This window comes from Chryseobacterium ginsengisoli (assembly GCF_039542325.1).
Taxonomy (GTDB): Bacteria; Bacteroidota; Bacteroidia; order Flavobacteriales; family Weeksellaceae; genus Chryseobacterium; species Chryseobacterium ginsengisoli.
In genome coordinates this window covers 119,724-145,606 of record NZ_BAABHX010000004.1, presented here as the reverse complement: position 1 = coordinate 145,606, position 25,883 = coordinate 119,724, and the positions used below count along the sequence as shown (strand labels likewise).

Annotated in this window: 18 protein-coding genes; 11 read left to right on the top strand and 7 right to left on the bottom strand. The window is 35.0% G+C overall.

Annotated features, from left to right (window positions below; all coding sequences use genetic code 11):
• From ABD940_RS13900 to kduI, 7 genes are all read right to left on the bottom strand, one after another.
• Positions 1 to 1,464, bottom strand: a complete 1,464-nt coding sequence (locus ABD940_RS13900) for a tagaturonate reductase (protein ID WP_345205074.1) — start codon at positions 1,462 to 1,464, stop codon at positions 1 to 3.
• A gap of 179 nt (positions 1,465 to 1,643) precedes the next feature.
• Complete coding sequence (locus ABD940_RS13895; protein WP_345205072.1) at positions 1,644 to 3,173, bottom strand: MFS transporter; 1,530 nt, start codon at positions 3,171 to 3,173, stop codon at positions 1,644 to 1,646.
• Between the two features lie 22 nt (positions 3,174 to 3,195).
• The gene (locus ABD940_RS13890) at positions 3,196 to 3,855 is read right to left on the bottom strand and encodes a beta/alpha barrel domain-containing protein (protein WP_345205070.1); all 660 of its coding nucleotides are present in this window, start codon (positions 3,853 to 3,855) and stop codon (positions 3,196 to 3,198) included.
• Between the two features lie 220 nt (positions 3,856 to 4,075).
• The gene (locus tag ABD940_RS13885) at positions 4,076 to 5,080 is read right to left on the bottom strand and encodes a sugar kinase (protein ID WP_345205068.1); all 1,005 of its coding nucleotides are present in this window, start codon (positions 5,078 to 5,080) and stop codon (positions 4,076 to 4,078) included.
• A gap of 381 nt (positions 5,081 to 5,461) precedes the next feature.
• Positions 5,462 to 6,859 (bottom strand): glucuronate isomerase, encoded by a 1,398-nt coding sequence (gene uxaC, locus ABD940_RS13880; protein ID WP_345205065.1) that lies wholly within the window; start codon positions 6,857 to 6,859, stop codon positions 5,462 to 5,464.
• An 18-nt stretch (positions 6,860 to 6,877) separates the two neighbouring features.
• Positions 6,878 to 7,660 carry a gluconate 5-dehydrogenase gene (locus ABD940_RS13875; protein WP_345205063.1) on the bottom strand — a complete coding sequence of 261 codons (783 nt, stop codon included), beginning with the start codon at positions 7,658 to 7,660 and terminating at the stop codon, positions 6,878 to 6,880.
• Between the two features lie 9 nt (positions 7,661 to 7,669).
• Positions 7,670 to 8,506 (bottom strand): 5-dehydro-4-deoxy-D-glucuronate isomerase, encoded by an 837-nt coding sequence (gene kduI, locus ABD940_RS13870; protein WP_345205060.1) that lies wholly within the window; start codon positions 8,504 to 8,506, stop codon positions 7,670 to 7,672.
• Between the two features lie 878 nt (positions 8,507 to 9,384).
• Here kduI and ABD940_RS13865 point away from each other — a divergent pair.
• The 11 genes from ABD940_RS13865 to ABD940_RS13815 all read left to right on the top strand — a co-directional run bounded on the left by ABD940_RS13865 (position 9,385) and on the right by ABD940_RS13815 (position 25,707).
• A complete protein-coding gene (locus ABD940_RS13865) occupies positions 9,385 to 12,399 on the top strand; it encodes a SusC/RagA family TonB-linked outer membrane protein (protein WP_345205058.1) in 3,015 nt (1,004 codons plus the stop codon).
• An 11-nt stretch (positions 12,400 to 12,410) separates the two neighbouring features.
• Positions 12,411 to 14,234: a RagB/SusD family nutrient uptake outer membrane protein gene (locus ABD940_RS13860; RefSeq protein ID WP_345205055.1), complete on the top strand. Its 1,824-nt coding sequence runs from the start codon at positions 12,411 to 12,413 to the stop codon at positions 14,232 to 14,234.
• Between the two features lie 82 nt (positions 14,235 to 14,316).
• Positions 14,317 to 15,339 carry a pectinesterase family protein gene (locus tag ABD940_RS13855; protein WP_345205053.1) on the top strand — a complete coding sequence of 341 codons (1,023 nt, stop codon included), beginning with the start codon at positions 14,317 to 14,319 and terminating at the stop codon, positions 15,337 to 15,339.
• 40 nt (positions 15,340 to 15,379) lie between these two features.
• Complete coding sequence (locus tag ABD940_RS13850; RefSeq protein ID WP_345205050.1) at positions 15,380 to 16,795, top strand: pectate lyase family protein; 1,416 nt, start codon at positions 15,380 to 15,382, stop codon at positions 16,793 to 16,795.
• A 61-nt stretch (positions 16,796 to 16,856) separates the two neighbouring features.
• Complete coding sequence (locus ABD940_RS13845) at positions 16,857 to 18,116, top strand: glycoside hydrolase family 88/105 protein (RefSeq protein ID WP_345205047.1); 1,260 nt, start codon at positions 16,857 to 16,859, stop codon at positions 18,114 to 18,116.
• Between the two features lie 213 nt (positions 18,117 to 18,329).
• Complete coding sequence (locus tag ABD940_RS13840) at positions 18,330 to 19,973, top strand: glycoside hydrolase family 43 protein (RefSeq protein ID WP_345205045.1); 1,644 nt, start codon at positions 18,330 to 18,332, stop codon at positions 19,971 to 19,973.
• Positions 19,974 to 20,165: 192 nt separating this feature from the next.
• Entirely contained in the window at positions 20,166 to 21,008 is an 843-nt protein-coding gene (locus ABD940_RS13835; protein WP_345205042.1) for a rhamnogalacturonan acetylesterase, read from the top strand.
• Positions 21,009 to 21,011: 3 nt separating this feature from the next.
• Positions 21,012 to 22,679, top strand: coding sequence for a glycoside hydrolase family 28 protein (locus tag ABD940_RS13830; RefSeq protein ID WP_345205040.1), 1,668 nt, complete (start codon positions 21,012 to 21,014; stop codon positions 22,677 to 22,679).
• A gap of 214 nt (positions 22,680 to 22,893) precedes the next feature.
• Positions 22,894 to 23,805 carry an alpha/beta hydrolase gene (locus ABD940_RS13825; RefSeq protein ID WP_345205037.1) on the top strand — a complete coding sequence of 304 codons (912 nt, stop codon included), beginning with the start codon at positions 22,894 to 22,896 and terminating at the stop codon, positions 23,803 to 23,805.
• A gap of 51 nt (positions 23,806 to 23,856) precedes the next feature.
• The gene (locus ABD940_RS13820; RefSeq protein ID WP_345205034.1) at positions 23,857 to 24,825 is read left to right on the top strand and encodes a pectinesterase family protein; all 969 of its coding nucleotides are present in this window, start codon (positions 23,857 to 23,859) and stop codon (positions 24,823 to 24,825) included.
• 147 nt (positions 24,826 to 24,972) lie between these two features.
• Positions 24,973 to 25,707, top strand: coding sequence for a rhamnogalacturonan acetylesterase (locus tag ABD940_RS13815; protein WP_345205031.1), 735 nt, complete (start codon positions 24,973 to 24,975; stop codon positions 25,705 to 25,707).
• The last annotated feature ends 176 nt before the right edge of the window (positions 25,708 to 25,883 follow it).

Here is a 25,883-nt window from a genome sequence, read left to right as displayed (position 1 = left end):
TTAAGAATTGAATTGTACAAAATTGTTATACGCAGTTTCCATATCATTGTGGTCGATTTCGTACAATGCTTTGGCAACTGCTGTTTTCAAACCTTCAACCTGAGTAAGGTCTGTGTCCCAGAAAGATTTTTCCGAAAGTGCTAATTCAGCTACTTTTTCGTAATCTTCATTTGCCCAGATTTCTTTAAATTTAGCAATAATTCCTGCTTCATCATTCAATGGAAGTACTTTTTCGCCAAAACTTCCCTGATAGAATCTGATTAAACTTGCCAAAGAGAAGGTAAGATTTACAGGTAATTTTCCGTTGGTTTGAACGTAAGTAAGTAAACTTGGTAAAACTCTTACTTTAAATTTTGAAACAAAATACAAAGCAATACTTGCCAAATGATGTTTGATGAAAGGATTTCTGAAACGGTCGAAAACTTCTTCCGCAAAATCTTTCAATTCATTCATATCTAAACCTAAAGTCTGATTGACTTCATTAAAAATAGAATCACTTAAAAAAGTTCCGATAAACTGGTCATCAATTGCTTCTTTTACCAATTCTTTTCCTGATAAAATCGCAGGAGCCAACATCAACGTATGTCCACCATTCAAAATTCTGACTTTTCTCAAACGGTACGGTTGAATATCATCAACCACCAAAATCTGCTCGGTGATTTTATTGAAAGGAATTTTTTCATTTAAATTTCCAGCTTCCTGAATCACGAAAAGTAGAAAACATTCTGAAACAACCATCATCTGATCTTCATAATCCAACTGATCTTCGTAAGATTCTGCATCATCTTTCGGATAACCTGGAACGATTCTGTCAACCAATGTATTATGGAAATAATTGTTTTGGTTCATCCATTGCACAAATGAATCTTCTAAATTCCAAAGTTGTGCATATTTAATAATGATATCTCTTAATGCAAAAGCATTGTCTTCAATTAATTCACAAGGAATAATTCTTAATCCTTTATCAACCGCTCCATTGAAATGCTTAAATCTTTCATAAAGCAAAACTGCCACTTTCGCAGGGAAATTCTTGTGCGGACCTTCGTAAGATGTTTCCGTTTCATCATAAGCAATTCCTGTTTCTGTTGTGTTTGAAAATACAAACTCTAATTCTTCTTCTTTCGCTAAAGCTAAGAATTCATCGTAATTTGCATAAGGATTAATTGACTTCTGAATTGCAGAAATTACTTGCTTCTCATCATGGATTTCTCCTTTTTTAATTCCTCTTGTGAAAAGTGTATATAAATTGTCCTGCTCTTCCATTTTCTGAATAGAGCCATTTGGAGTTGCCTGTAAATTGACAATTCCACCCTTCCAATCAGTTTCTTTATTTAATTTATCAATCACATAATCTGTGAATCCTCTCATGAAATTTCCACCACCAAACTGTACAATTTTAATGGGAAGTTTTTCCTGAGAATTGTTTAATTCACGATTCAATTTTTGTTTTATCTGATTTTCCATCTTTTCTAATATTGTTGCGCTGATTTGTTTAAATCTGTTTTTAAACACAAACTCCGCAAATATTTCTTTTTAAATGCTTTATGTATATTTTTAAGTTCGCAAAGGCGTTTCACTTAAAAAAGACCTCAAAGTTATTTTCAAACCTTCAAGGTTTAGTTAACAACCTTTTTAAACTTTAATTATTTACTAATCACTTTATATTTTGGAACCAATGTTTTCATTACTGTCCACGCAATCAGATACGCTACGGCGCAGATTGAGAAAATGATCATATATCCTTTATCGATTCCGTCTACTACGACTGCACCTGTTTTTTTTAATTGCTCGAAGAATCCATCCGGTAATCTTTCGTTTACATATTGAGGATATTTTTCCAATAAAGGAGTTCCGTCAACCGTTGACCACGCCTTGTGAGCATGATCAAATAAAACTCCTGAAGATTTATTAATGATAAACGAACCAATTCCTCCAGCCATTCCACCAATTCCTGTGATGGTTGCAATTGCTTTTTTAGGGAACATATCGCCGACTGTTGAGAAGATATTCGCAGACCAAGCTTGATGTGCAGCTCCCGCCACTCCGATAATTAAAACCGGAAGCCAGTAAGTAATTGTTCCTAAAGGTTGTGCTAAAAGTGCTAACAAAGGGAAAAATGCGAAAATCAACATTGCTTTCATTCTTCCCGTGTAAGCATTCATACCTAATTTTTCCACAAAATATTTTGGAAGCCAGCCTCCGATGATAGACAATAAAGTAATCATATACAATACGAATAAAGGCAATGCACTTTGCGTGGAATCCATTCCGTAAACAGAGCTCAAATATGCCGGAGTCCAGAATAAAAAGAACCACCAAACACCATCTGTCATAAATTTTCCAAAAGCAAATGCCCAAGTCTGTCTGTAGCTGAAACATTCTTTGAACGTAAAAACTTTTTCCGGAACTGAAGTATCTTCATTCGGAAGATCATCCTGATCCTGATTGATATAATTTAATTCATGTTCGTTAACTCTCTTGTGTAGATGAGGCTTTTTATACACAAATACCCAAAGTCCCATCCAGATAAATCCTAAAGCACCAATGATGATAAATGCCCATTCCCATCCCATTGATTTTGCAATAAAAGGAATCGTAATCGGTGCTGCCAAAGCTCCTACTGTTGCACCTGCATTCCAGATACTTGTGGAAAATGCTCTATCTTTTTTAGGGAAATATTCTGCTGTCGTCTTGATCGCTGCCGGGAAATTTCCTGCTTCACCGATTGCTAAAACGAAACGTGCAAAAATGAATAAGGTTACACTCGTGCTAATGATTGCGGATGTATTGGAAACTGTAGAAATCAATTCTTTAGATCCATGAAACCCTGATAACCAATTTCCGGTAAGTATTCCTGAAGTAGCAACTCCACAGAAGGCATGCAGCACTGCACCGATAGACCAAACACCGATTGCCCAAAGAAATCCTTTTTTGGTATCCATGAAATCCACGAATTTTCCTGCGAAAAGCATTCCCACTGCATAAAATATGGAAAATAACGCGGTGATATTTCCGTAATCATTATTATTCCAATGAAATTCGGGTGCGATAAAATCTTTCCACGTCAATGATAAAACCTGACGATCCAAATAATTGATCGTTGTAGCAAGAAATAACAGTAGACATATCGTCCACCTGTACTTAGTTGGTTTTAGAGATTTAACTGAACTCATATTAATTTAAAGAATTTAGTTATTATTTTAAGGTCTGAATAATTTCCAGCACTTTTTTAGTTTCATTTTCAATGGTTGCATAATCTTTTGCAGCCATAATGTCTTTGCTTACCAGTTTGCTTCCCATTCCTACCGCAGAAACTCCTGCTTTGAACCAGCTTTCGATACTTTCTTTTGTTGTGTCTACTCCACCAGTCGGCATAAATTTAAGATTTGGGAAAACATCTTTAATAGCACTCATAAATCCTGTACCTAAAGCATTTCCAGGGAATAATTTAATGAAAGTTACTCCTGCAGCCTCCGCAGTGATAATTTCGGTCGGCGTCATACAACCCGGACTGTACAATATATCTTTTGGAATTAAAAATGTCGCAACTTCCGCCACAAAACCCGGACTGATAAAAAAATCTGCCCCAACTTTGTAATATTCTTCAGCCTGCTTTAGATTTTTTATTGTTCCGATTCCTAAAAGCATTTCCGGCATTTCCGCATTACGGATTTCTACCATTTTAGTAAAATTGCTTAATGCAGATTCACCACGGCTTGTATATTCCACTGCGCGAATTCCTGCTTTATAAAGCGATTTTAATATATCTATAGTTACTGCTTCATCAGCGTTATAATACAGAGGTAAAATTCCCTGATTAATGATGGCGTTTGTAACTGTTTGAATTTTTGTCATTTTGTTTAATTATCTTGATTAAAAATAATTTTTGATGGGTAATAATCTATCCTTTAGTGTGCTGTATATTTTTTACACAAAGGGTGCAAAGATTTTCTTTTAAAACTTGATCTATATTTTTAAGTTCGCAAAGCCGTTTCACTTAAATAAGACAACAAAGGTTTTTAATTTTAACTTTAAGTAAGTTGCTATAAACTATCAACCAGCAACTAACAACGATCTATCTCTTGATTCTTCCTCCTGAATTTCCAGCCATTACTTCGAGAATATCTTCTGCACCGCAATAATTGATATCGCCTAAAATAGTGTGTTTGATAGCACAAGCTGCGTTGGCAAAATTTAAAGCTTTTTCGTCATCGAAATTTTTTAAGCCATAAATTAAACCTGCGGCAAAAGCATCTCCCGTTCCGATTCTGTCGACTACATTGTCTATTTCTAAAAATACAGTTTCAAAATAATTTCCGTCAACCAAAGCTCTTCCTTGTGTCTGCTGAGAACTTGCCGTAACTCCGATTCTTATTTTGTCGAAAATTTTATGGATTGAAGGACATTGCTTTTTTAATTCCTCACAAGCTTCGATAAAGCCGTTTTTGTCTGATGAAAACTGAGTTCCTAGAATTTCATTAATTTCATTCACTCCACCGATGAAAATGGTTGATAAAGAAACCAATTCTTTCAAAACTTCATTTCCGTTTTTGCCGTATTTCCAAAGGTTGGAACGGTAAGCCGGATCTGTTGTAATCTCAACTCCCAATTCACGGGCTGTTTTCAAACCTTCCTTCAGACTTTCATAAGCTGATTCTGAAATTCCAGGGCTGATTCCTGTCCAGTGAAAATAATCGCAACCTTCCAAAGCATTTTTCCAGTCGATTTTGTCAGCTTGGATGTTGGCGAAAGATCCGTTCAATCTGTTGTAAGCAATTCTGCTCGCGCGAACCGATGATCCTACTTCTAAAAAGTACAAACCTAGAGGATGTTCATTTTTAGAAATAAAACTAGTATCAATTCCGAAGCTCTTTACAAAAGATAAAGCCGATTCTCCAACAAAATCATCAGAAACAGCGCTTATATGTTTCACTTCACAACCCATTGTTGCCAATGAAGAAGCGACATTAAGTTCAGTTCCGCCGAAGAAAAATTCCATTTCGTGGCTTTGCTTCATCGTTCTGTTTCCGGGAGGCGAAAGTCGCATGATGATTTCACCGAAAGTAAGTATTTTGCCCATAAGTTTTAATTAACTTCTTTATTTAACCACAAAAGGCACAAAAGATTTTGATACTTAAGTAAGTTGAAGTTTAAATTAATGAAAATAAAAGAACACATAAGTTTAAAAATCAGAGATTTTTTTAATGTTAATCTTTTAAAATTTTAGTTAATTATTTAAACCATTAAGATTTATTAAGGGGTTTAGAAAAATTAAGTTGAGCTTCGCTTTAAGCGTTTTGCTGAATGAAAATCTTGATTTTATCTTAATCAAACTTAACTTCTTAATTCTCCTTAATGGTTTAAAAATATTTTGAATCTCTCGCAGATTAAGCTGATGACGCAGATCATTTTAAATCTGCAAAATTTGCTCAATCTGCGAGAGATTTAATTTTATTTAAATTTAAAAATCAAAATAATTTTTAGCATTATGATAACAGATATCGGAAATTGTTTTCCCGATCAGTTCCATATCATCCGGCAATTCACCGTTTTTCATTTCCTCTCCGAAAAGATTACACAATACTCTTCTAAAATATTCGTGTCTCGGATAAGATAAGAAACTTCTTGAATCCGTCAACATTCCTACGAAACAGCTGATTAATCCCATGTTTGAAAGGGCATTCATCTGCTTGATCATTCCGTCTTTTTGGTCTAAAAACCACCATCCAGAGCCAAACTGCACTTTCCCTTTGATGCTTCCATCGTTGAAATTTCCAATCATCGTTGCAAAAATTTCGTTGTCGGCAGGATTTAAGTTGTACAAAATGGTTTTGGTTAATTTATCTTTTCCGTCTAAAGCGTTTAACAATTTAGATAAAGTTTCAGCCTGAACGAAGTCACCGATAGAATCCCAACCCGTATCCGGACCAAGAATTCTGTGCATTCTTTCGTTGTTGTTTCTCAAAGCTCCCAAGTGGAACTGCTGAACCCAACCAAATTTATGATAAGCTTCACCTAAGAACAATAAAATTGCAGTTTTGAATTGATTAACCTGCTTTTCAGCGATAACTTTTCCAGCTAATTTATCCGCAAAAATTGTTGAAACTTCAGCTTCTGATGCTTCTTCAAAAGAAATATTGTTCAATCCGTGGTCGCACAATCTGCATCCGTTTTCGTGGAAATATTCGATTCTTTTTGTTAAAGCATCACATAAAGTCTGGTAAGAATTGATTTCAATTCCTGCCGACTCGCCTAATTTTGCAATATAATCTGCGAAGTTGTGGTTTTCGATAAGAATCGCTTTATCAGGACGGAATGCTGTACTTACTTTAACTTTCCAGTCGCTTTTTGCTAAATCTTGGTGGTAATTTAAAATATCAGTTGGATCTTCTGTTGTACACAAAGATTCTACATTCATCATTTCCAATAAACCTCTTGTCGATTTTTCCGGAGTCTGAAGCTGAGCGCTGATGTTGTCGTAAATTTCTGAAGCGTTGTTTTCATTTAACAATTCATCAATTCCGAAATATCTTTTTAATTCTAAATGCGTCCAGTGATACAATGGATTTCTCAAAGTATACGGAACTGTTTTAGCCCAAGCCTCGAATTTTTCTTTATCTGAAGCATCTCCGGTAATGAATTTTTCATTTACTCCTATTGTACGCATCGCTCTCCATTTATAGTGATCGCCAGCAATCCAAACTTTAGAAATATTATCGAAAACGGTGTTTTCTGCAATATCTTTGGGAATCAAATGATTATGATAATCGATGATGGGCTGTTTTTCTGCATAGTTGAAGTATAATTCTTCAGCGTATTTATTTTGTAATAAGAAATTATCTGTAATAAAAGATTTCATTGTCGTAAAGTTCTGGTGTTACTCGTTTGAAGGCTTTCCAATGGTCGCTAAAATTCCTCCATCAACGTAAATAATTTGTCCGTTGATAAATCTACTTGCGTCTGAAGCCAAGAAAATAGCTGTTCCTGCAAGATCTTCTGGATTTCCCCATCTTCCTTCCGGAGTTCTGCTGATGATAAATTCGTTGAATGGATTTCCATCCACTCTTATTGGTTCTGTTTGCGACGTTGCAAAATATCCGGGACCGATTCCGTTCACCTGAATATTGTGTTTCGCCCATTCTGTTGCTAAATTTTTGGTAAGCATTTTCAGACCGCCTTTTGCAGAAGCATACGCAACTACATTGTCACGACCAAGCTCACTCATCATTGAGCAAATATTGATGATTTTACCTGATTTTCTTTTGATCATGTGTTTTCCAATTAATTTGGACATGATGAAAGGTCCTGTAAGATCTACATCGATTACTTTTCTAAAGTCTTCGACTTCCATTTCAACAGCCGGAATTCTTTTGATAATTCCTGCATTGTTGACCAAGATGTCTATTTTTCCATGAGTAGCTTCCATAAGGGCTACCTTCTGAGCGGCTTCCAGTTCGTCGGTTACGTCAAAAATATATCCTGTTGCTTTATATCCTTTAGAATGATAACAATCAAGCGCTTCGTCTAGTTTTGACGGTGTTGTACTTGTGATTGCCAGTTCAGCACCTGCAGCGGCAAGACCTTCAGCCATTGCCATTCCTAATCCGTGAGTTCCGCCTGTAACAACGGCAACTTTACCGGATAAATCGAATAAATTCATGTGAAAAAATTACTTTAATTCGTTTGTTTTAACAGCGTCCATATCGCCATAATCCATATTTTCTCCTGCCATTCCCCAGATAAATGTATAGTTGGAAGTTCCAACCCCTGAGTGAATCGACCATTCCGGAGACAATACAGCTTCGTTGTTTTTCATAAAGATATGACGCGTTTCATTTGGCTGACCTAAGAAATGACTTACCGCCTGACCTTCCTCAAGATTAAAATAGAAATATGCTTCCATTCTTCTGGTGTGTGTGTGAGAAGGCATTGTGTTCCAAACGCTTCCTTCGTGCAATTCGGTCATTCCCATTTGCAGTTGGCAGGTTTCCAATACGCTGTTTACAATCAATTTGTTGATCGTTCTTCTGTTTGCGTATTTTGTTTCGCCTAATTCTACAATTTCAGCTTCGTTTTTCGTGATTTTCTTTGTAGGATAAGAATGATGAGCCGGTGCAGAATTGAAATAAAATAAAGTCTGACCTTCATTTCCGTTTTCAAAAACTACATCTTTTGTTCCTTTTCCGATGTATAAAGCTTCTTTATTTCCCAGTTCGAAAACTTCGCCATCAACCGTCACCTTTCCGGCTGCACCTACATTGATGATTCCCAATTCTCTTCTGTCAAGGAAGTTTTCAGCTTTTAAATCGTCGGTTGGTTCCAGTTTCAATGCACTTTTTACAGGCATTGCACCACCAACAATCATTCTATCATACATAGAATACACTACATTGATCTGATCTTCATTAAATAAATCATTCATCAAAAACTCCCTTCTCAGTTCTTCAGTTGTATATTTTTTTACATCTTCGGGATGATGGGCGTAACGAAATTCTGATTTTGTCATACTACTTTATACTTTTTCTAATTTGCGGTTTTATCAAACCTGTTAAACATTGCGTAATCGATTGCATAAAATTACACTAAAATTCTGTAGGAATACTTGTGGGATAAATATATAATTATTCTTTAATTAGTTAACAAAAAATTAATTTTAATTTATAATTAATTGAAAAACAATAAAATAAAATTAACTTTTATCGAAATAAATGAAATATTCCAGCAAAATTTCGGGATTTATATTAACCAAAATTAATACTCAACCATAGCTTAAATATAAAATCATGCCAAAAAAAATTGTAAAAACAAAATACCAATTTGATAATAATAACTTAAAATCACTCTATATATAATACACAATATGATTAATCTTTATTAAGTAAAAAATTGCAATAAAATATAATGTTAAAAAGATGACAAAAATCAGGAAAAGAGTGAAATTTTTCTTCTCGGTCATCAATTTGGGGAATTTTTACAGACAAAAATCAGAAAAATTTTAAGAAAAATTTAAGTTTTAAAATGTCAAACAATAAAAAAATGAAAAAATTTATTGTGCTGTCAATTTATGATTTAAAAACAAACAAACTATTAATATTCAATAATTTAAATAAAACTAACAAACGTATGTTTTATGAAAATTAATACTTCAAACAATCAAATTAATGAAAAAATAATATTTTTTTCTTTGCGTATTAAAAAATAATATTAGTTTAGGAGCCAAGATATTTTTTATGAAAAATTACGCAATCGATTGCACTCCGGAAAGCGTAAAACATTTCTAAAAATATTTGCCACTAAAAAGCTGTAGAATACTTAAAAATCCACCAAAAGACAAAGATTGAGAAAAAACTTTCAACCAAAAAATTAAAACTATAAGGATACAAAATGGATAAAAAAGTACAATCAATAAAGTGGTTATATCTAACTGTCTTTCTACTTCCTGTCCTTGCACTGGCTCAAGAAAAAGAAACTAAAAAGGATAAAGAAACCAAAATCGACGAAGTGGTTTTGGTGGGATATACCAAAGTTTCTAAAAAAGACGTTACCAATTCCGTTGCTTCTGTAAAAGCAGACGCAATCAAGGATATGCCATCAACCAATGCTGCAGAAGCCATTCAGGGAAGAATGGCCGGTGTACAGGTTTCATTAAGTGAGGGTTCTCCAGGAGCTGATGTAGACATCGTGATCAGAGGAGGTAACTCTATTACAGGTAGTAATGCTCCACTCTACATCGTAGATGGTGTTCAGATGGACAATGCTTTATCAATTTTATCACCAAAAGAGATTGAATCTATTGAGGTTTTAAAAGATGCATCTTCTACCAATATTTATGGAGCAAGAGGTGCAAACGGAGTAGTTTTGATTACGACAAAAGGAGGTCGTAAAAGAGCAAAAACATCTATTAATTACAACGGATTCTTAGGTGTAAGAAAAATTCAGAATACGATTGATGTATTAGATCCGTATCAATATGTGCTTTATCAATATGAACTCTACAACAAAGCAGGTGTACAGACTGATATTGATGCTTTTAAAGCAAGATACGGAACTTATGATCAATTGAGTAAATATAAGGATGTCAAAAAAAGAGATTGGCAGGATGAAGTTTTTGGAAGAGAGGCATTCAACTTTACTCACAACCTTTCTGTAACTGGAGGATCTGATAATTCATCTTTTTCATTATCATTGAATAATGTACAGGAAGACGGAATCATGATCGGTTCAGGATTTAAAAGAAATATGGCGAATTTCAAATATGATTATGAGCTTTCAAAGAAAGTAAGTATGACATTGAACGCCAGATACAGCCGACAAACTATCTTTGGAGCAGGAACATCTTCTACAGGTTCACAAAGTACTAACCGATTGAGAAATGCTGTAAGATATCAACCATTTGAGGGAGGTTCTACAGTAAGTGTCGATGAATTTGATCCTTTATTTGCTGATCAAACGAACTTGGTAAACCCTATTTTATTAGCCAATAATGAAATTAAGGAAAACGGAAGAAATGATTTATTGTTAAACGGAACTTTGGAATATAAAATCAACAAAGATTTTACTTTCAGAAGTGTCATTGGATATGTACAGAGAGATGAATTTGTTAATCAATTTTCCGGTACTGTAACGACATTAGCAAGACAGAATAATGATCAGCCTGTAGTTTTTCTTAGCAAAACCCAATCAAGAAGAATTACCAATACCAATACATTAAATTTCAGAAAAACATTTGGAAACCATAAATTAGATTTATTGGCAGGACAAGAAATTGTTAAAACAGATGCCGAATCATTAACTATGAATATCAAATGGCTTCCAAAATCTATTAGTGCACAGGAAGCATTTGCCAATGTTCAGTCTGCTACAGCTCCATCCGGTTTGGTACAAGATATTCCAAAAACAAACGTTTTACCTGACAGAATAGCATCATTTTTTAGTAGAGCCAACTATATTTTTAAAAATAAGTATATCCTTACAGCCTCTATGAGAGTAGATGGATCCAGCGTATTCGGACCGGGAAACAGATGGGGATATTTCCCTGCAGCTTCTGCCGCCTGGAAAATTAGTGAAGAGAAATTTTTAAAAGACAGCAAAACAATCAGCGAATTAAAACTTCGTGCAGGATACGGTTTATCTGGGAATAATAGAATCCAAGCCTTTCTATATGATACGTTCTTTATCACATCATCTGACTACGGATATGCGTTTGGAAACAACGTAACACCTGGTGCTACTACAGGAAATATCATGGCTAACAAGAATATAAAGTGGGAATCAGCATCTTCTAAAAATTTAGGTTTAGACTTTGGTTTATTTAAAGGAAGAATATATGGTGCTCTTGATATATATCAAACAGATACCAAAGATTTATTGCTTTTAGCAAAAATTCCTCAGACTACAGGTTATGAATATCAATATCAAAACTCAGGAAGCACGACAAATAAAGGGATTGAATTCTCTATAGGAAGTACTATTATCAACAAAGATAATTTTACATGGAAAATTGACGCTAATATATCTTCAAATAAAAATACCATCAAAAGTTTAGGAAGTAACGGATCTGCAAGTGCTAATTCATATTTATATCCTTCAGGATGGCAAAACAGCTTAAATGACTTCTTGGTACAGGTTGGTAAACCGGTAGGAACATTTTGGGGATATGTGACAGCAGGAAGATACGAAATAAGCGATTTTGATTATAATCCGACTACACAGGTTTATACATTGAAATCAGGTATTCCAAGTTCTGCGTCTGCTGCAAATGGAGCAAAAGCTGTACAACCGGGAGATCTTAAACTTGCTGATCTGAACGGTGATGGAATTATTGACAATAAAGATATGACCGATCTAGGAAGTGCTCAACCTAAATTCTACGGTGGTTTCAACCAAACTTTCCGTTATAAAAACTGGGATATGAGCTTAATGTTCAATTTCTCAGTCGGAAACAAAGTATATAATGCCAATAAACTTGAATATTCAACGCAATATTTATACAAAGACAACAACATGTTGGCAGAAGTTGCCAACAGATGGAAATGGTTTGATGATGCAGGCAACAAGGTAAATGATCCTACGGCATTAGCGGCTCTAAATGCCAATACCACGGGATGGACTCCTCCTGCAGGTGCCTATTTCCTACATTCGTACGCTATTGAAGACGGATCTTTCTTAAGATTGAACAACGTAACTATCGGATATTCTCTTGGAAAAGATTTTACTAAACAATTAGGTCTTTCAAATTTCAGATTGTACTTCACTATGAACAATGTATTTACAATCACAGGATACTCTGGATATGATCCGGAAGCTAATACAAGAAGAAATCCTTTAACACCTGGTGTAGATTATGCCGCTTATCCACGCAGCAGATTTATCTTATCAGGAGTTGACATAACTTTTTAAACCCTAATATTATGAAGAAAAATAAATTTTTAGCTATTCTATTTTCCATTGCAGGATTAATATCTTTAAATTCATGTGAACAATATCTGGATGTAGAAAGCTTATCTAATACAGCTGAAGCACAGCAATTTGACTCCGCTTCTGATACGTTTTCAGCATTGACGGGAGTTTACAATGCTACTATGGGAGACAATACCTATGGTCAGAGAATGAACTTGATTCTTACACAATCAGGAGATGATTTAAGAACTTCAGGGGATTACAATGCCAATGACAGAAGAGGAATCAGCTGTTTTGGCGCAATACCTACAAACACAGAACTTATAAGACCTTTCTTAGATACTTATGCAGGAATTGAGAGAGCAAATCTTGTTATTAAAAACATTCCACTTTCACCTGTAATGCAAACTGGTTCTGCTGCAGACAAAGTATTAATGAACAGATATTTGGGAGAAGCTTTAACATTGAGGGCTCAATTTTACTCCGATCTTATTAAAAACTGGGGAGATGTTCCGTTTCAGGATGTTCCTTCGGCAGATCTTCCGGATTTGTATCTTGCAAAAACAGACAGAGATTTTATTTACGATAAAATTCTTGATGATTTGTTAAAAGCGGAAAGCCTTGTACCTTGGAGATCTGAAGGTGGTACAACAGCACAAAGAATTTCAAAAGGTGCAGTAAAAGGTTTAAGAGCAAGAATCGCATTGGCAAGAGCAGGATATTCTTTAAGAAGAAGTCCACAGCAAATGTTACAGGGTTCTAATCCACAAAAATATTATCAGATTGCTTATGATGAATGTAAAGACATCATCAATTCTGGGCAACATCAGCTTAATCCAAGCTATGAAGGATTATTCAGAGCTTTGCATACCAATTCTCAAGACGCAACGAATGAAGTTATTTATGCAATTGGTGCTTTCGGAGGAAATTCAAGAACAGATAGTAAAATAGGTTATTACAACGGTTTGAGACATGATGATACAGACTGGAAATCTTCAGGAGGAATCAATGCAATTCCTGTATATTTCTATGAATTCACTAAATATGACTTAAGAAGAGACGTAAACATCGCCATCTTCAGAGTAAATACTACAAAACAGGAAGAACTTCAGACCTCTATCAACTGGAATGACGGTAAATTTAGAAAATCATGGACTTCTATTACAGGAACTTCTCAGAACTTAGGAATCGACTGGCCTTTATTAAGATATTCAGATATTCTTTTAATGTTTGCTGAAGCCGACAATGAACTTCACAGCGGACCTTCTACAGAAGCTATCAATGCAGTAATGTCTGTTAGACAAAGAGCTTATGCAGGTAATTTAGGACAGGTAGGAACAATTCCTACAGACAAAACAGGGTTCTTTAATTATATTGTAAAAGAAAGACAATTGGAATTTGGTGGAGAAGGACTTAGAAAATATGACTTGATTCGTTGGAATTTATTAGAAACTAAAATCAATGAAACAAGAGCCAAGCTTACCCAATTCATGAATGGTACAGGAGCTTATGCAAACGTTCCGGAATATATTTTCTACAAAAAAGTAACGTATACTCCTACAAAAACAGCTCAGCAAAACGTTTCTGACATCGATTTTTATACAGCTACAGGAGTTGCAAAAGCAGATATTTTCTACAGCCCGAACCAAAGTGTGGCAACACCTTCCGGCTATACAAAAATAAACTGGAGACTTGCGATGACTCAGCCATACATCAGTGGTGATCCGGTGAAGAGTTATGCATATTATTTCCAGCCAAATAAGAGAGAATTGCTTCCATTAGCTTTAGATGTTGTTAATTCTAACTATAATCTTACACAGGATTACGGTTACTAGATAAAAATTTCACATTCATATCAAAGAAATACAGGCTTTCTCCGTAAAAAGAGAAGTCTGTATTTTAACTAAAAATTTTTCAATGAAAACGTTCACTTTTCTTAAAAATTTAACATCACTTTCAATCTTTTCGATCATCTTGTTAAGTCTTCTTTCTTTTAAAACCAATGATAAAATAATCGTGGTTTCAAAAGACGGAAAAGGCAACTTTACCACGGTACAACAAGCCATCGATGCCGTTGAAAATGGTTCTTCCACAAGAACAAAAATTTTAATTAAAGCTGGAACTTACAAAGAAAAAATTATCATTCCCGAATCTAAAGGAGCGATTCTATTAGAAGGAGAAAATCCGGAAAATACGATGATTACTTACGACGATTTTGCTTCAAAAAAGAATTCAGAAGGAAAAGACATCGGGACAACAAATTCTTCAACAATTTTTATTTATTCGAATGATTTTACAGCGAAAAATATTTCATTTGAAAACAGTTCAGGAAGAGTCGGACAAGCCGTTGCTGTATTAACTTCAGGTGACAGAATTGCTTTTGAAAACTGCAGATTCTTAGGAAATCAGGATACTTTATATTTAAAAGGAGTTCAGGATTCACCTGATAAAACAAAAGCTTCAAGAAATTATTTTAAAAACTGCTATATCGAAGGCACAACCGATTATATTTTCGGAGCAGGAACCGCCGTTTTTGAAAACTGTACAATTTATTCCAAAGAAACAGCAAGTTATGTGACAGCCGCTTCTACTCCGCAGGAAAACGAATTCGGATTTGTCTTTATTAATTCTAAAATCATAGGAAATGCTAAAGAAAGCTCAGTCTATTTAGGAAGACCTTGGAGACCTTTTGCAAAAACCGTTTACATCGATTGTGAAATCAATTCAACCATAAAACCTGAAGGATGGCACAACTGGAGCAAACCAGATGCAGAAAAAACAACTTTCTATGGAGAATTTAATTCAAAAGGAAACGGAGCGAATATTTCTAAAAGAGTTTCCTGGTCGCATCAATTAACAAAAGACGAAAGAAAAAAATATACTCTAGACAATATTCTGAAAGGAAAAGACAACTGGAACGTGAAAAAAAGTTTAAAATAAATTAAACCTAATCATCAAAAACACCAAAGCATTTTCAATCATGAAAAAACACTTCACAAAACTGTTCACAATAGGAATTCTACTCGGTATATCCACACCGAGTAATGCTCAAAATGTGTTAAGTTTTCCTGGTGCAGAAGGTTTCGGAAGATATACAACAGGCGGTCGTGGCGGAAAGGTGTATTTTGTAACAAAACTGACAGATGACGGTTCAGAAGGAACGTTAAGATACGCTTTAGATCAAAAAGGTTCTAGATATATTGTTTTTAAAACTGGCGGAACAATCTACTTAGAATCTCCTTTAAAAATAAAAGAAGGCGATGTCACCATTGCCGGACAAACAGCTCCCGGAGACGGAATTACTGTGGCTAACTACGAAACTTTTGTAGGCGCAAATAATGTGGTTATACGTTACATGCGCTTCCGAATGGGCGATCAGAAAAAATTTGAAGGTGATGCTTTAGGCGCAAGATTTATTAAAAACCTGATTGTTGATCATTGTTCAATGAGCTGGTCGACGGATGAAACGGTTTCCATTTATGTCAATGAAAATACGACACTTCAATGGTGCGTGATTGCAGAAAGCTTAAGAAATTCTTTTCACCAAAAAGGAGCTCACGGATATGGCGGAATTGCAGGCGGAAAATTTGCTTCTTTTCATCATAATATGTATGCTCATCACGACAGTAGAAATCCTAGATTGGGAGAATATGCAGGAAGCAAATTTGCATTGACGGATCTTATCGATTTCAGAAATAATGTCATTTACAACTGGGGACACAACAATATTTACGGCGGTGAAGGGATGAACGTGAATATCGTCAACAACTACTATAAACCGGGACCTGCAACCATGACCAAACAACGAATCGTTGCCATTGATAAAAATGAAAGACCTGAAACTGAAGTTTACAACATTTGGGGGAAATATTACATCAACGGAAATGTAATTGAAGGAAATCCTGAAATATCAAAAGACAATTGGACGAAAGGTGTTTTCGCTCAAATGAAACCATCTTACAATCTGACGGATAAAGACAAAAATGGAATAAAAATCAATGAGTCACACGATATTCAGAATAATGTAAAAACAGATTATCCAAAAGATGCTTATGACAAAATTTTGCAGATCGGTGGAGCAAGTTTGGTGAGAGACGCTGTTGATTTGCATGTTTTGAAAGATGTAAAAAACGGAAGCTTTACTTATAAAGGTTCAAAAGGAAGCACAAATGGAATCATCGATTCTCAAAAAGATGTTGGCGGATTTCCAGATTTAAAACAAGGAACACCTCTACCCGATTCTGACAATGACGGAATGCCCGATGAATGGGAAATAAAAAATAAATTAAATCCAAAAGTTGCCAATGCCAACGGAAGAGATTTAGATAAAAACTACGATAATATTGAAGTCTATTTTAATGATATTGTTAAAAAAATAACCGAAAAACAATTCTAATAACCATGAAAACTCTTTGTTAAATTCGGTAAAAAAATAATCAACTTTAAAGTTTAAAATCATGAATTTCATTAATAATAAAATAAAAGCATACGCTGTCGCAATTCTAGGATCAGGAATGTTTCTGGCTTGTGCACAGACAAAAACTGCAACTGCTGCAAAGCCATCAACTGAAACGTCAAAATTAGGAAAAATAGTTCCGACCAACCTAAAATGGTCTGAAAGAATGATGCTTTCCGAGATGCATAGATTTCCGGAAGCCTGGATGCTCGATTTCAGTAAAAGTCCGAAATGGACGTATCCTTCAGCAATTGTTTTAGATGGTGCTGAAAAATTATATGCTAAAACAGGCAAAAAAGAATATTACAACTACATCAGCGACTTTGGCGAAAAACTGGTAAAAGAAGACGGCAGTATCTTAACTTACGAATTAGACAAATACAACATCGATCTTCTGAATAGTGGAAATGTATTGCTTTATCTTTATGAAAAAGAGAAAAAAGAAAAATATCTAAAAGCATTACAAATGCTTCGCACACAAATCGACGGACAGCCAAGAACATCAGAAGGCTCTTTCTGGCACAAAAAAATATACCCGAACCAAGTATGGCTTGACGGTCTTTACATGGGAATGCCGTTCTACACACATTATACTCATGATTTTATAAAAGGAACCGATGCAACAAAAGCATACGATGACATTCTTTTACAGTTTGATTCGGTTCAGAAACACCTTTTAGACAAAAAAACAGGATTGCTGTATCACGCTTGGGATGAAAGTAAAAAAGAAGCTTGGGCAAACAAAGAAACAGGACTTTCTCCAAATTTCTGGGGAAGATCTATGGGTTGGTACGGAATGGCAATGGTTGACGTTTTAGATTTTTTACCTAAAGATCATCCCGGAAGAGCAAGATTAATTTCTTACATAAAATCGTATACAGATACAATTATCAAAGTTCAGGATAAAAACTCTGGTCTTTGGTATCAGGTTTTGGATAAAGCTGGGGAAAAAGGAAATTATGAAGAAGCAACTGCTTCAGCAATGTTTGTTTATACCATCATTAAATCTGTAAACAACGGTTACTTACCAAAATCTTATAAAGCGTATGCTAAAAAAGGCTATGATGGAATCATTAAAAATTTAATTACAGTTGATGAAAACGGTGTCGTTAATTTAAATAAATGTTGTGCAGTTGCAGGTTTAGGAGGAAAACCATACAGAGACGGTTCTTACGAATATTATGTAAATGAAGAAATTCGTTCCAACGACGCAAAAGGAACAGGACCATTTATTTTGGCGAGTATAGAATTTGAAAAATAAATTATTACAGAGCTGTCATTCAGAACGAAGCGAAAGCGTAGTGAAGAATCTATAAATATATAATAGATTTCTCCTAACGTCGAAATGACAAAACAAAAAAGCAGCTAGCCTTTGCTGAGTAAAACGCTTTTGCGAACGAAAAATATACAGCAAGCCATTAAAAAAATATTAGCGCATTTAGCGTTAAAAAGAAGCCAGATTAAAATCTGATTTATGAAGACGAAAAACATTTTAAATATACTTTCAGTAACGGTTCTTTCTATTGCATCAAATTTTTTGAATGCACAGGAAAAAAATTACGTTTCGGAAGTCTGGATTGCCGATCAGGGGAAAAATTACAAAAATCCTATCCTTTACGCAGATTATTCCGATCCGGATGCGATTCGTGTAGGTGACGATTATTATATGACGGCTTCAAGTTTCAATGAAGCTCCGGGGTTGCCCATTCTTCATTCAAAAGATATGATCAACTGGAAATTAGTAAATTATGCACTTCCTGATGTTTTACCAAATGAACATTTTTCCACACCAAAAAGAGGAGACGGAGTTTGGGCGCCAAGCATTAGATTTCATAAAGGTGAATTCTACATTTATTGGGGCGATCCTGATTTTGGAATTTATATGGTTAAAACCAAAGATCCTCTTGGTGCTTGGGAAAAACCAGTCTTGGTCATGGAAGGAAAAGGATTGATTGATTCTTGTCCTTTCTGGGACGATGATGGAAATGCCTATTTAGTTCATGGTTGGGCAGGAAGCCGTGCCGGAGTAAAAAGTATTTTATCTCTAAATAAAATGAATCCCGAAGGAACGAAAGTTCTGGATAAAGGTGTCCATGTTTTCGACGGTCACGATGCACATCCAACCGTTGAAGGTCCGAAAATGTATAAAAAAAACGGCTATTACTATATTTTTGCTCCTGCAGGTGGCGTTGCTACAGGTTGGCAATTGGTTTTAAGGTCAAAGAATATTTATGGTCCTTATGAGGAAAAAGTAGTGTTGGAACAGGGTTCAACAAAAATCAACGGACCTCATCAGGGAGCTTGGGTAGATACGCAATCTGGTGAAGACTGGTTCTACCATTTTCAGGATATTGATGCGGGCGGAAGAGTCGTTCACTTACAACCCATGAAATGGGAAAAAGACTGGCCAGTAATCGGAATTGATAATAATAAAAACGGAATCGGTGAACCGATTTTAACATACAAAAAACCAAACGTGGGTCAATCCTACCCTGTCATTACACCTCCTGAAACAGATGAATTTGACGGTGAAAAATTAGGAATTCAATGGCAATGGAGCGCTAATGAAAATATCGTTTGGTCATCCAAGCTTCCTGGACAGAAATTTTTAAGATTGTTTTCCATGAAAGTTCCTGAAGGTGAAAAAAACCTTTGGAATGTTCCGAATTTATTAACACAAAAATTCCCAGCTCCGAATTTTGCAGCTTCAACAAAAGTTAAATTAACTCCCGAAGATGCCAAAGAAGGAAAAACTGCAGGACTTTTAGTAATGGGATTAGATCATGAATCAATCGTAATTACCAACAAACCGGATGGATTTTATTTACAATTAAGAAGAGCCGAAAAAGCAGATAAAGGCGGGGAGGAAAAAGTTTTATTTGAAACCAAATTAAAAGGAAACGAAGCATATTTGAAAGTAAACGTGAACGAACCAAACGGTTTGTGCCAATTCAGCTACAGTGAAAACGGAAAAACTTTCACAAAAGTAGGTGACGTTTTCCAAGCAAAACCCGGAAAATGGATTGGAGCTAAAGTAGGCTTATACAGTGTAAGTACAGCAAAAGCTTCTCGTGGTGGCTATGCAGATTTTGATTGGTTTAGAATAACTAAAAATTAGAATTAGGGTTGGTAAATCGCAAAGACGCAAAGAAAATTTAAAAGTATACGCTTTAAGACGCAAGGATTTTATCGAAGATAAAATTGATTACCATAAAAAATTGCTAAAAATCTTTGATTTTCTTGCGCCTTAAAACATAATTAAGATAAAAAAACTTTGCGCCTTTGCGATTACCAACAAGATATATGAATCATGAAAAGAAAATTTAATATAGTTTCATTTTTATTCGTCGTTTTGCTGTTGTCTGCATGTCAGTCACAAAACTATGCTCAAAAGGCAACGGCAAAGCGCAATAAAAAAGTTACGCATATTTACCTCATCGGAGATTCAACGATGGCAGATTATACCGGAGATTACGAACCCAGAAAAGATTATATGAAAGTCCGTTACCCGATTACAGGTTGGGGACAGGTTTTCCAACCGTTTTTTGTAAAAGATAGTCTGGCTTCTTTGAAACCCGCAATTACAACAGATTCTGTTACCATTATCGACAGAGCACACGGCGGAAGAAGTACCCGATCTTTTTTTCAGGAAGGAAGATGGAGATATGTGTATGAACATTTGCAGCCGAACGATTATGTCATCATGCAGTTTGGTCATAATGATAGTTCAGAGAAAAATCAGGAACGTTATGTAAATATTCAGGGATATAAAGAATTTTTACGATTATTTGTTAGCCAGACAAGAGAAAAAGGAGGAAATCCTGTTATTTTAACTCCAGTTGCCAGAAATTACCCTTGGAAAGACGGAAAACTGGAAAATGTACACGGAGAATATTGGCAGGCTCCGATTGATATTGTCAAAGAAATGAATGTTCCATACATCGATTTAAATAAATTATCAATGGAATATTTTACGAAAAAAGGACAGGATTTTACAACCAATCATTACTTCATGAATCTACCGGAAAATGTGTATGTAGCTTATCCAAAAGGACAAAAAGACAACACCCATTTCCAGCCGGAAGGAGCGAAAGCAGTAGCATCAATTGTTTATCAGGAATTTAAAAAAGTAATTAAAACTCAGAAAAAATAAAAAATGAAGAAGTCTCTCAAAGTTATCGGTTTAATAGCAGCAATGATGTTTTCAGGGCAAATGTATGCTCAGAATTTAGATATTTATAAAAACATTGAGTTTAAAATGCCTCAGGTTGCAGAAACTTCTTTTGCAGCTAACACAGTTTCTATCATGCAATATGGTGGTGTTGCAGGCGGAAATGTAAAAAATACGGAAGCTTTCAAAAAAGCCATCCAGGATTTAAGTAAAAAAGGAGGTGGAAAATTAGTCGTTCCGAGAGGAATGTGGCTAACGGGTCCCATCGAATTAAAAAGCAACATCAATCTTCACATAGAAGAAGGAGCCTTTATTGTTTTCAGTAAAGATAAAAACGACTATCCTTTGGTAGATGTAAGTTTTGAAGGATTAAATACCATTCGTTGTCAGTCCCCAATTTCAGCGAAAAATGCAACCAATATTGCCATCACAGGAAAAGGGGTGATTGACGGAAGCGGTGATGCATGGAGAGCCATCAAAAAAAGCAAAGTTTCAGAATCTGAATGGAAAGAAATCGTAAAATCCGGCGGAATTTTATCTGCTGACGGTAAAAACTGGTATCCTTCAGAAAGTTATAAAAAAGGATTTGAAAGCAGTTCTAGCTTTAATGTTCCTGATAAAATTTCTAAAGATGAATTAGCAACAGTTAAAGATTTTCTTCGTCCGGTAATGGTAAGTTTGGTAGATTGTGACAAAGTATTACTGGACGGACCAACTTTCCAAAATTCACCAGCTTGGAATCTTCATCCATTGATGTGTTCTAACGTTATTTTAAGAAATCTTACGGTAAGAAATCCTTGGTTTTCTCAAAACGGTGACGGTGTAGATCTGGAATCTTGTAAAAATGTTTTGATTTACGACAATACATTCGACGTTGGCGACGATGCGATCTGTATTAAATCAGGAAAAGATAAAGATGGTAGAAAAAGAAATATGCCAACTGAAAATGTGATCATTAAAAATAATGTCGTGTATCACGGTCACGGAGGTTTTGTGATAGGAAGCGAAATGTCCGGAGGAGCGAGAAATATTCATGTTTCTGACTGTACTTTCATCGGAACAGATATCGGTCTTCGTTTTAAAACAACTCGTGGGAGAGGCGGAATTGTAGAAAATATTTACATCAAAAATATTGATATGATCAACATTCCAACACAAGTAATTGGATTCAATATGTTCTATGAAGGAGCATCTCCGGTTTTGGAAGACGGACAGAAGCAGGAAGGCAACAAAGCACCGGAAAAAGTATATCCTGTAACAGAAGAAACTCCGATTTTCAGAAATATTTTCTTTAAAAACATCAATGCGGTTAATTCTTATGAAGCAATCACATTGTTTGGTTTAGCGGAAATGAATCTTAAAAATATCGTAATTGAAGATTCTCAGTTTGACACAAAAAAAGGAATGACAATCATTGACGCAGACGGAATTCAATTGAAAAATATTAAGCTGAAATATACTGAAGGAACGGGAGCAACCATTTACAACAGTAAAAACATCAACCTTTCAACAGTGAAATTTGAATCTACAAATAAACCTGTTGTGAAAGTTTTAGGAAGCAAAACGGGAACAGTAATGTTACCGAAAGAAGTGACGTCTGATAAAAGTTCTCTTTCTATCGGAACAGATGTAGCAAAAAATGCGGTTAAATAGTTGGAAATAGCAAAGATTATTAATTTAAACACTTCGACAGGCTCAGTGTGACATCCCTAATAATAACTATTTTATTAGCGATCATTTTGTAGCCTTGTCATGCTGAGCTTGTCGAAGCATTGAAGTAAAATATAAAGCTTTTAAAAAGCATTGAATCTTTGCGATAATCCAAACAACAAAATAAAAAACAGTATTAAAAAAATTCCATAAGCGAATGATTTTTAACATACAACATACTTATATTTCTATTTTTTTTGTGGGGACAATGGCATTCGGGCAGGTAAATCGACCGAATGCTACTCCTTACACGAACGAAGGTACTTTTGAAAAATTCAAGAAAAAATATCCTTTCACAACTCCAATTGATCGACCTGTTCCGCAAAACATCAAAATCGATAAAGATGTAGAATATACCAATATCAACGGGCTTTCTTTAAAAGCTGATATTTATTATCCTCTTGATCAATCAAAACAACACCCCGGAATCGCAATGGTTCACGGCGGCGGCTGGGTTTCGGGAAGTAAGGAAAATGAAAAGTTCATGGCTATGGAACTGGCTTCAAAAGGTTATGTAGTAATCGCTATTGGTTACCGATTGGCTGATGTTGCAAAATATCCTGCCGGAATTGAAGATATTGAAACTGGGATTAAATGGTTAAAGAAAAATCATAAAAAGTATTCTTTAGATAAAAAGAAAATGGTGGTCTTGGGTGAATCTGCGGGTGCACAAATTGCGACTTTGGTTGGCGTGAAAAAAAAGAATAAAATTCAGGCTATTGTAAATGTAGATGGCGTTGTTTCTTTTATTCATGCGGAATCCGGTAAAGAAGGAACTTACGATGCTTATTGGCTGGGGTATCAGCAAAAAGACAATCCGAAAATCTGGAAAGAAGCTTCCCCTTTGGAGTATGTGAATAAAAATACACCTCCTACTCTTTTCATCAACAGTTCTCAACCTCGTTTTCATGCGGGCCGAGATGATATGATGAAAAAATTGAAAAGCTATAACATTCCAACAGAATTTCATGAAATCAAAGATACACCGCATTCTTTTTGGTCGGCAGAACCTTGGTTTACAGAAACATTGAATTTAACGGTTGACTTTTTAAACAAAGTTTTGAAATAAATTCAAGGCTAAGATTGAGGTTAAGATTAAGACCAACTTAAAGCAATTTTTATGAGAAAAATATTTTTAATTCTCTTCATTTCGATTACTCAATTTCTGTTTGCGGGAAATGATTCTTACATCAAAATTACCGTAGCCAAAGACGGAAGCGGAGATTTTACATCCATTCAGAAAGCGATAAATTCTATCAGAGATTTGGGACCGGCTGAAGCATTGGTTTTTATTAAATCCGGGACGTATAATGAGAAAGTTGTTATTCCATCTTCAAAACATAAAATCACGTTAGAAGGCGAAAATAAAGACAATACCACCATTACCAACAATGATTTTTCAGGAAAACCAGATTCATTTAATGAAAAAATGACGACCTTCAATTCCTATACTTTATTAGTAATGGGCGATGATGTTAAAATCAGTAATGTGACGATTCAAAACTCTTCTTGTAACGAAGGACAGGCGGTTTCTCTCCATGTAGAAGGTGACCGTTTTGTCATTAAAAATTCAAATATTTTGGGTTGTCAGGATACAGTTTATTCCGCAACCAACCACAGCAGACAATATTTTGAAAACTGTTATATCGAAGGAACGACCGATTTTATTTTCGGGCAGGCAACGGTTATTTTTAAAAATTGTACGATTAAAAGTTTAGCCGATTCTTACATTACTGCAGCGGCAACCGAAGCCGACAGACATTACGGGTTCGTGTTTTTTGACTGTAAATTAATTGCGAAAGAAGGCATTACAAAAGTGTATTTGGGAAGACCTTGGAGACCTTATGCGAAAACAGTTTTCATTAATACAGAAATGGGAAAACACATCCTTCCCGAAGGCTGGAATCCGTGGAATGGTGATAAGATGTTTCCTGATAAAGAAAAAACAGCTTATTATGCAGAATTTGGCAGCAAAGATGAAGGTGGAAATATTTCAAAACGTGTAAGTTGGTCACATCAACTGACGAAAAAAGATTTGAAAAATTATACATTAGAAAAGATTCTTGATGACTGGAATCCAAATAAATAATCAAAAAAAATAATTGAGATGCTTCGACAAGCTCAACATGACATTACGACAAATTTTACCGTTAAAATACGACGGTTAAGTATTAGCGATGTCATGTTGAGTTTGTCGAAGCATCTTTAAATAAGTTTAATAAAAAATCAATTTAAAATGAAAAAATATCTTTTATTATTATCTGTTTTCATTTCAATAATAACATTTGCGCAAAAACCTACTCTTTTCCTAATCGGTGATTCGACAATGGCTAACAAAGAAAATCCTGATAAAAATCCTGAACATGGATGGGGACAGGTTTTGCCACAATTTTTCACGACTGGAATTGAAATTCAGAATCATGCGATGAATGGAAGAAGCTCAAAAAGTTTCAGAACGGAAGGAAGATGGGATAAAGTTGAAAAACAATTAAAAAAAGGAGATTTCGTTATCATTCAGTTTGGTCATAATGATCAGAAAGTGAAGGATTCTACAAAATTTACCAATCCATACACTCAGTATAGAGCGAATTTAGAGAGATATGTCAACGAAGCAAGAGCAAAAGGAGCAACTCCAATTCTGATGACTTCTATCGTAAGAAGAGATTTTAATGAGAATGGAGTTTTAATAGATACTCATAAAGAATATCCTTTGGTGGTAAGAATGGTTGCCAATGATATGAAAGTTCCTTTCGTAGATATGCAATTATTAACAGAACAACTGGAAATTTCCTACGGTCCTGAAAATTCAAAAAAGCTACATTTACATTACAAAGAAGGCGAAGATCCTTATTATCCAAAAGGAAAAGATGATGACACGCATTTATCAACATTGGGAGCAGAATCTGTTGCAAAACTGGCAGTGAAAAATTTAAAAAGTTTAAAAATCGGTTTGGAAAAATATATTAAATAGTTTTAAACGCAAAGACGCAGGGAATTCTTGAATTTGTAAATATTCTTTAAGGCGCAAGGATTTTATCTTCGATAAAATTTCACACTGAATAACTGAAAATCTTTGATTTTCTTGCGCCTTAAAACATCATTAAATTAAAAACTTTGCGGCTTTGCGGATAACCAACAATAAAAAAT

Excerpts from the sequence above, each read along its gene's own strand:
- ABD940_RS13900 (WP_345205074.1), bottom strand. The coding sequence starts at position 1,464 with ATGGAAAATCAGATAAAACAAAAATTGAATCGTGAATTAAACAATTCT.
- ABD940_RS13895 (WP_345205072.1), bottom strand. The coding sequence starts at position 3,173 with ATGAGTTCAGTTAAATCTCTAAAACCAACTAAGTACAGGTGGACGATA.
- ABD940_RS13890 (WP_345205070.1), bottom strand. The coding sequence starts at position 3,855 with ATGACAAAAATTCAAACAGTTACAAACGCCATCATTAATCAGGGAATT.
- ABD940_RS13885 (WP_345205068.1), bottom strand. The coding sequence starts at position 5,080 with ATGGGCAAAATACTTACTTTCGGTGAAATCATCATGCGACTTTCGCCT.
- uxaC (WP_345205065.1), bottom strand. The coding sequence starts at position 6,859 with ATGAAATCTTTTATTACAGATAATTTCTTATTACAAAATAAATACGCT.
- ABD940_RS13875 (WP_345205063.1), bottom strand. The coding sequence starts at position 7,660 with ATGAATTTATTCGATTTATCCGGTAAAGTTGCCGTTGTTACAGGCGGA.
- kduI (WP_345205060.1), bottom strand. The coding sequence starts at position 8,506 with ATGACAAAATCAGAATTTCGTTACGCCCATCATCCCGAAGATGTAAAA.
- ABD940_RS13865 (WP_345205058.1), top strand. The coding sequence starts at position 9,385 with ATGGATAAAAAAGTACAATCAATAAAGTGGTTATATCTAACTGTCTTT.
- ABD940_RS13860 (WP_345205055.1), top strand. The coding sequence starts at position 12,411 with ATGAAGAAAAATAAATTTTTAGCTATTCTATTTTCCATTGCAGGATTA.
- ABD940_RS13855 (WP_345205053.1), top strand. The coding sequence starts at position 14,317 with ATGAAAACGTTCACTTTTCTTAAAAATTTAACATCACTTTCAATCTTT.
- ABD940_RS13850 (WP_345205050.1), top strand. The coding sequence starts at position 15,380 with ATGAAAAAACACTTCACAAAACTGTTCACAATAGGAATTCTACTCGGT.
- ABD940_RS13845 (WP_345205047.1), top strand. The coding sequence starts at position 16,857 with ATGAATTTCATTAATAATAAAATAAAAGCATACGCTGTCGCAATTCTA.
- ABD940_RS13840 (WP_345205045.1), top strand. The coding sequence starts at position 18,330 with ATGAAGACGAAAAACATTTTAAATATACTTTCAGTAACGGTTCTTTCT.
- ABD940_RS13835 (WP_345205042.1), top strand. The coding sequence starts at position 20,166 with ATGAAAAGAAAATTTAATATAGTTTCATTTTTATTCGTCGTTTTGCTG.
- ABD940_RS13830 (WP_345205040.1), top strand. The coding sequence starts at position 21,012 with ATGAAGAAGTCTCTCAAAGTTATCGGTTTAATAGCAGCAATGATGTTT.
- ABD940_RS13825 (WP_345205037.1), top strand. The coding sequence starts at position 22,894 with ATGATTTTTAACATACAACATACTTATATTTCTATTTTTTTTGTGGGG.
- ABD940_RS13820 (WP_345205034.1), top strand. The coding sequence starts at position 23,857 with ATGAGAAAAATATTTTTAATTCTCTTCATTTCGATTACTCAATTTCTG.
- ABD940_RS13815 (WP_345205031.1), top strand. The coding sequence starts at position 24,973 with ATGAAAAAATATCTTTTATTATTATCTGTTTTCATTTCAATAATAACA.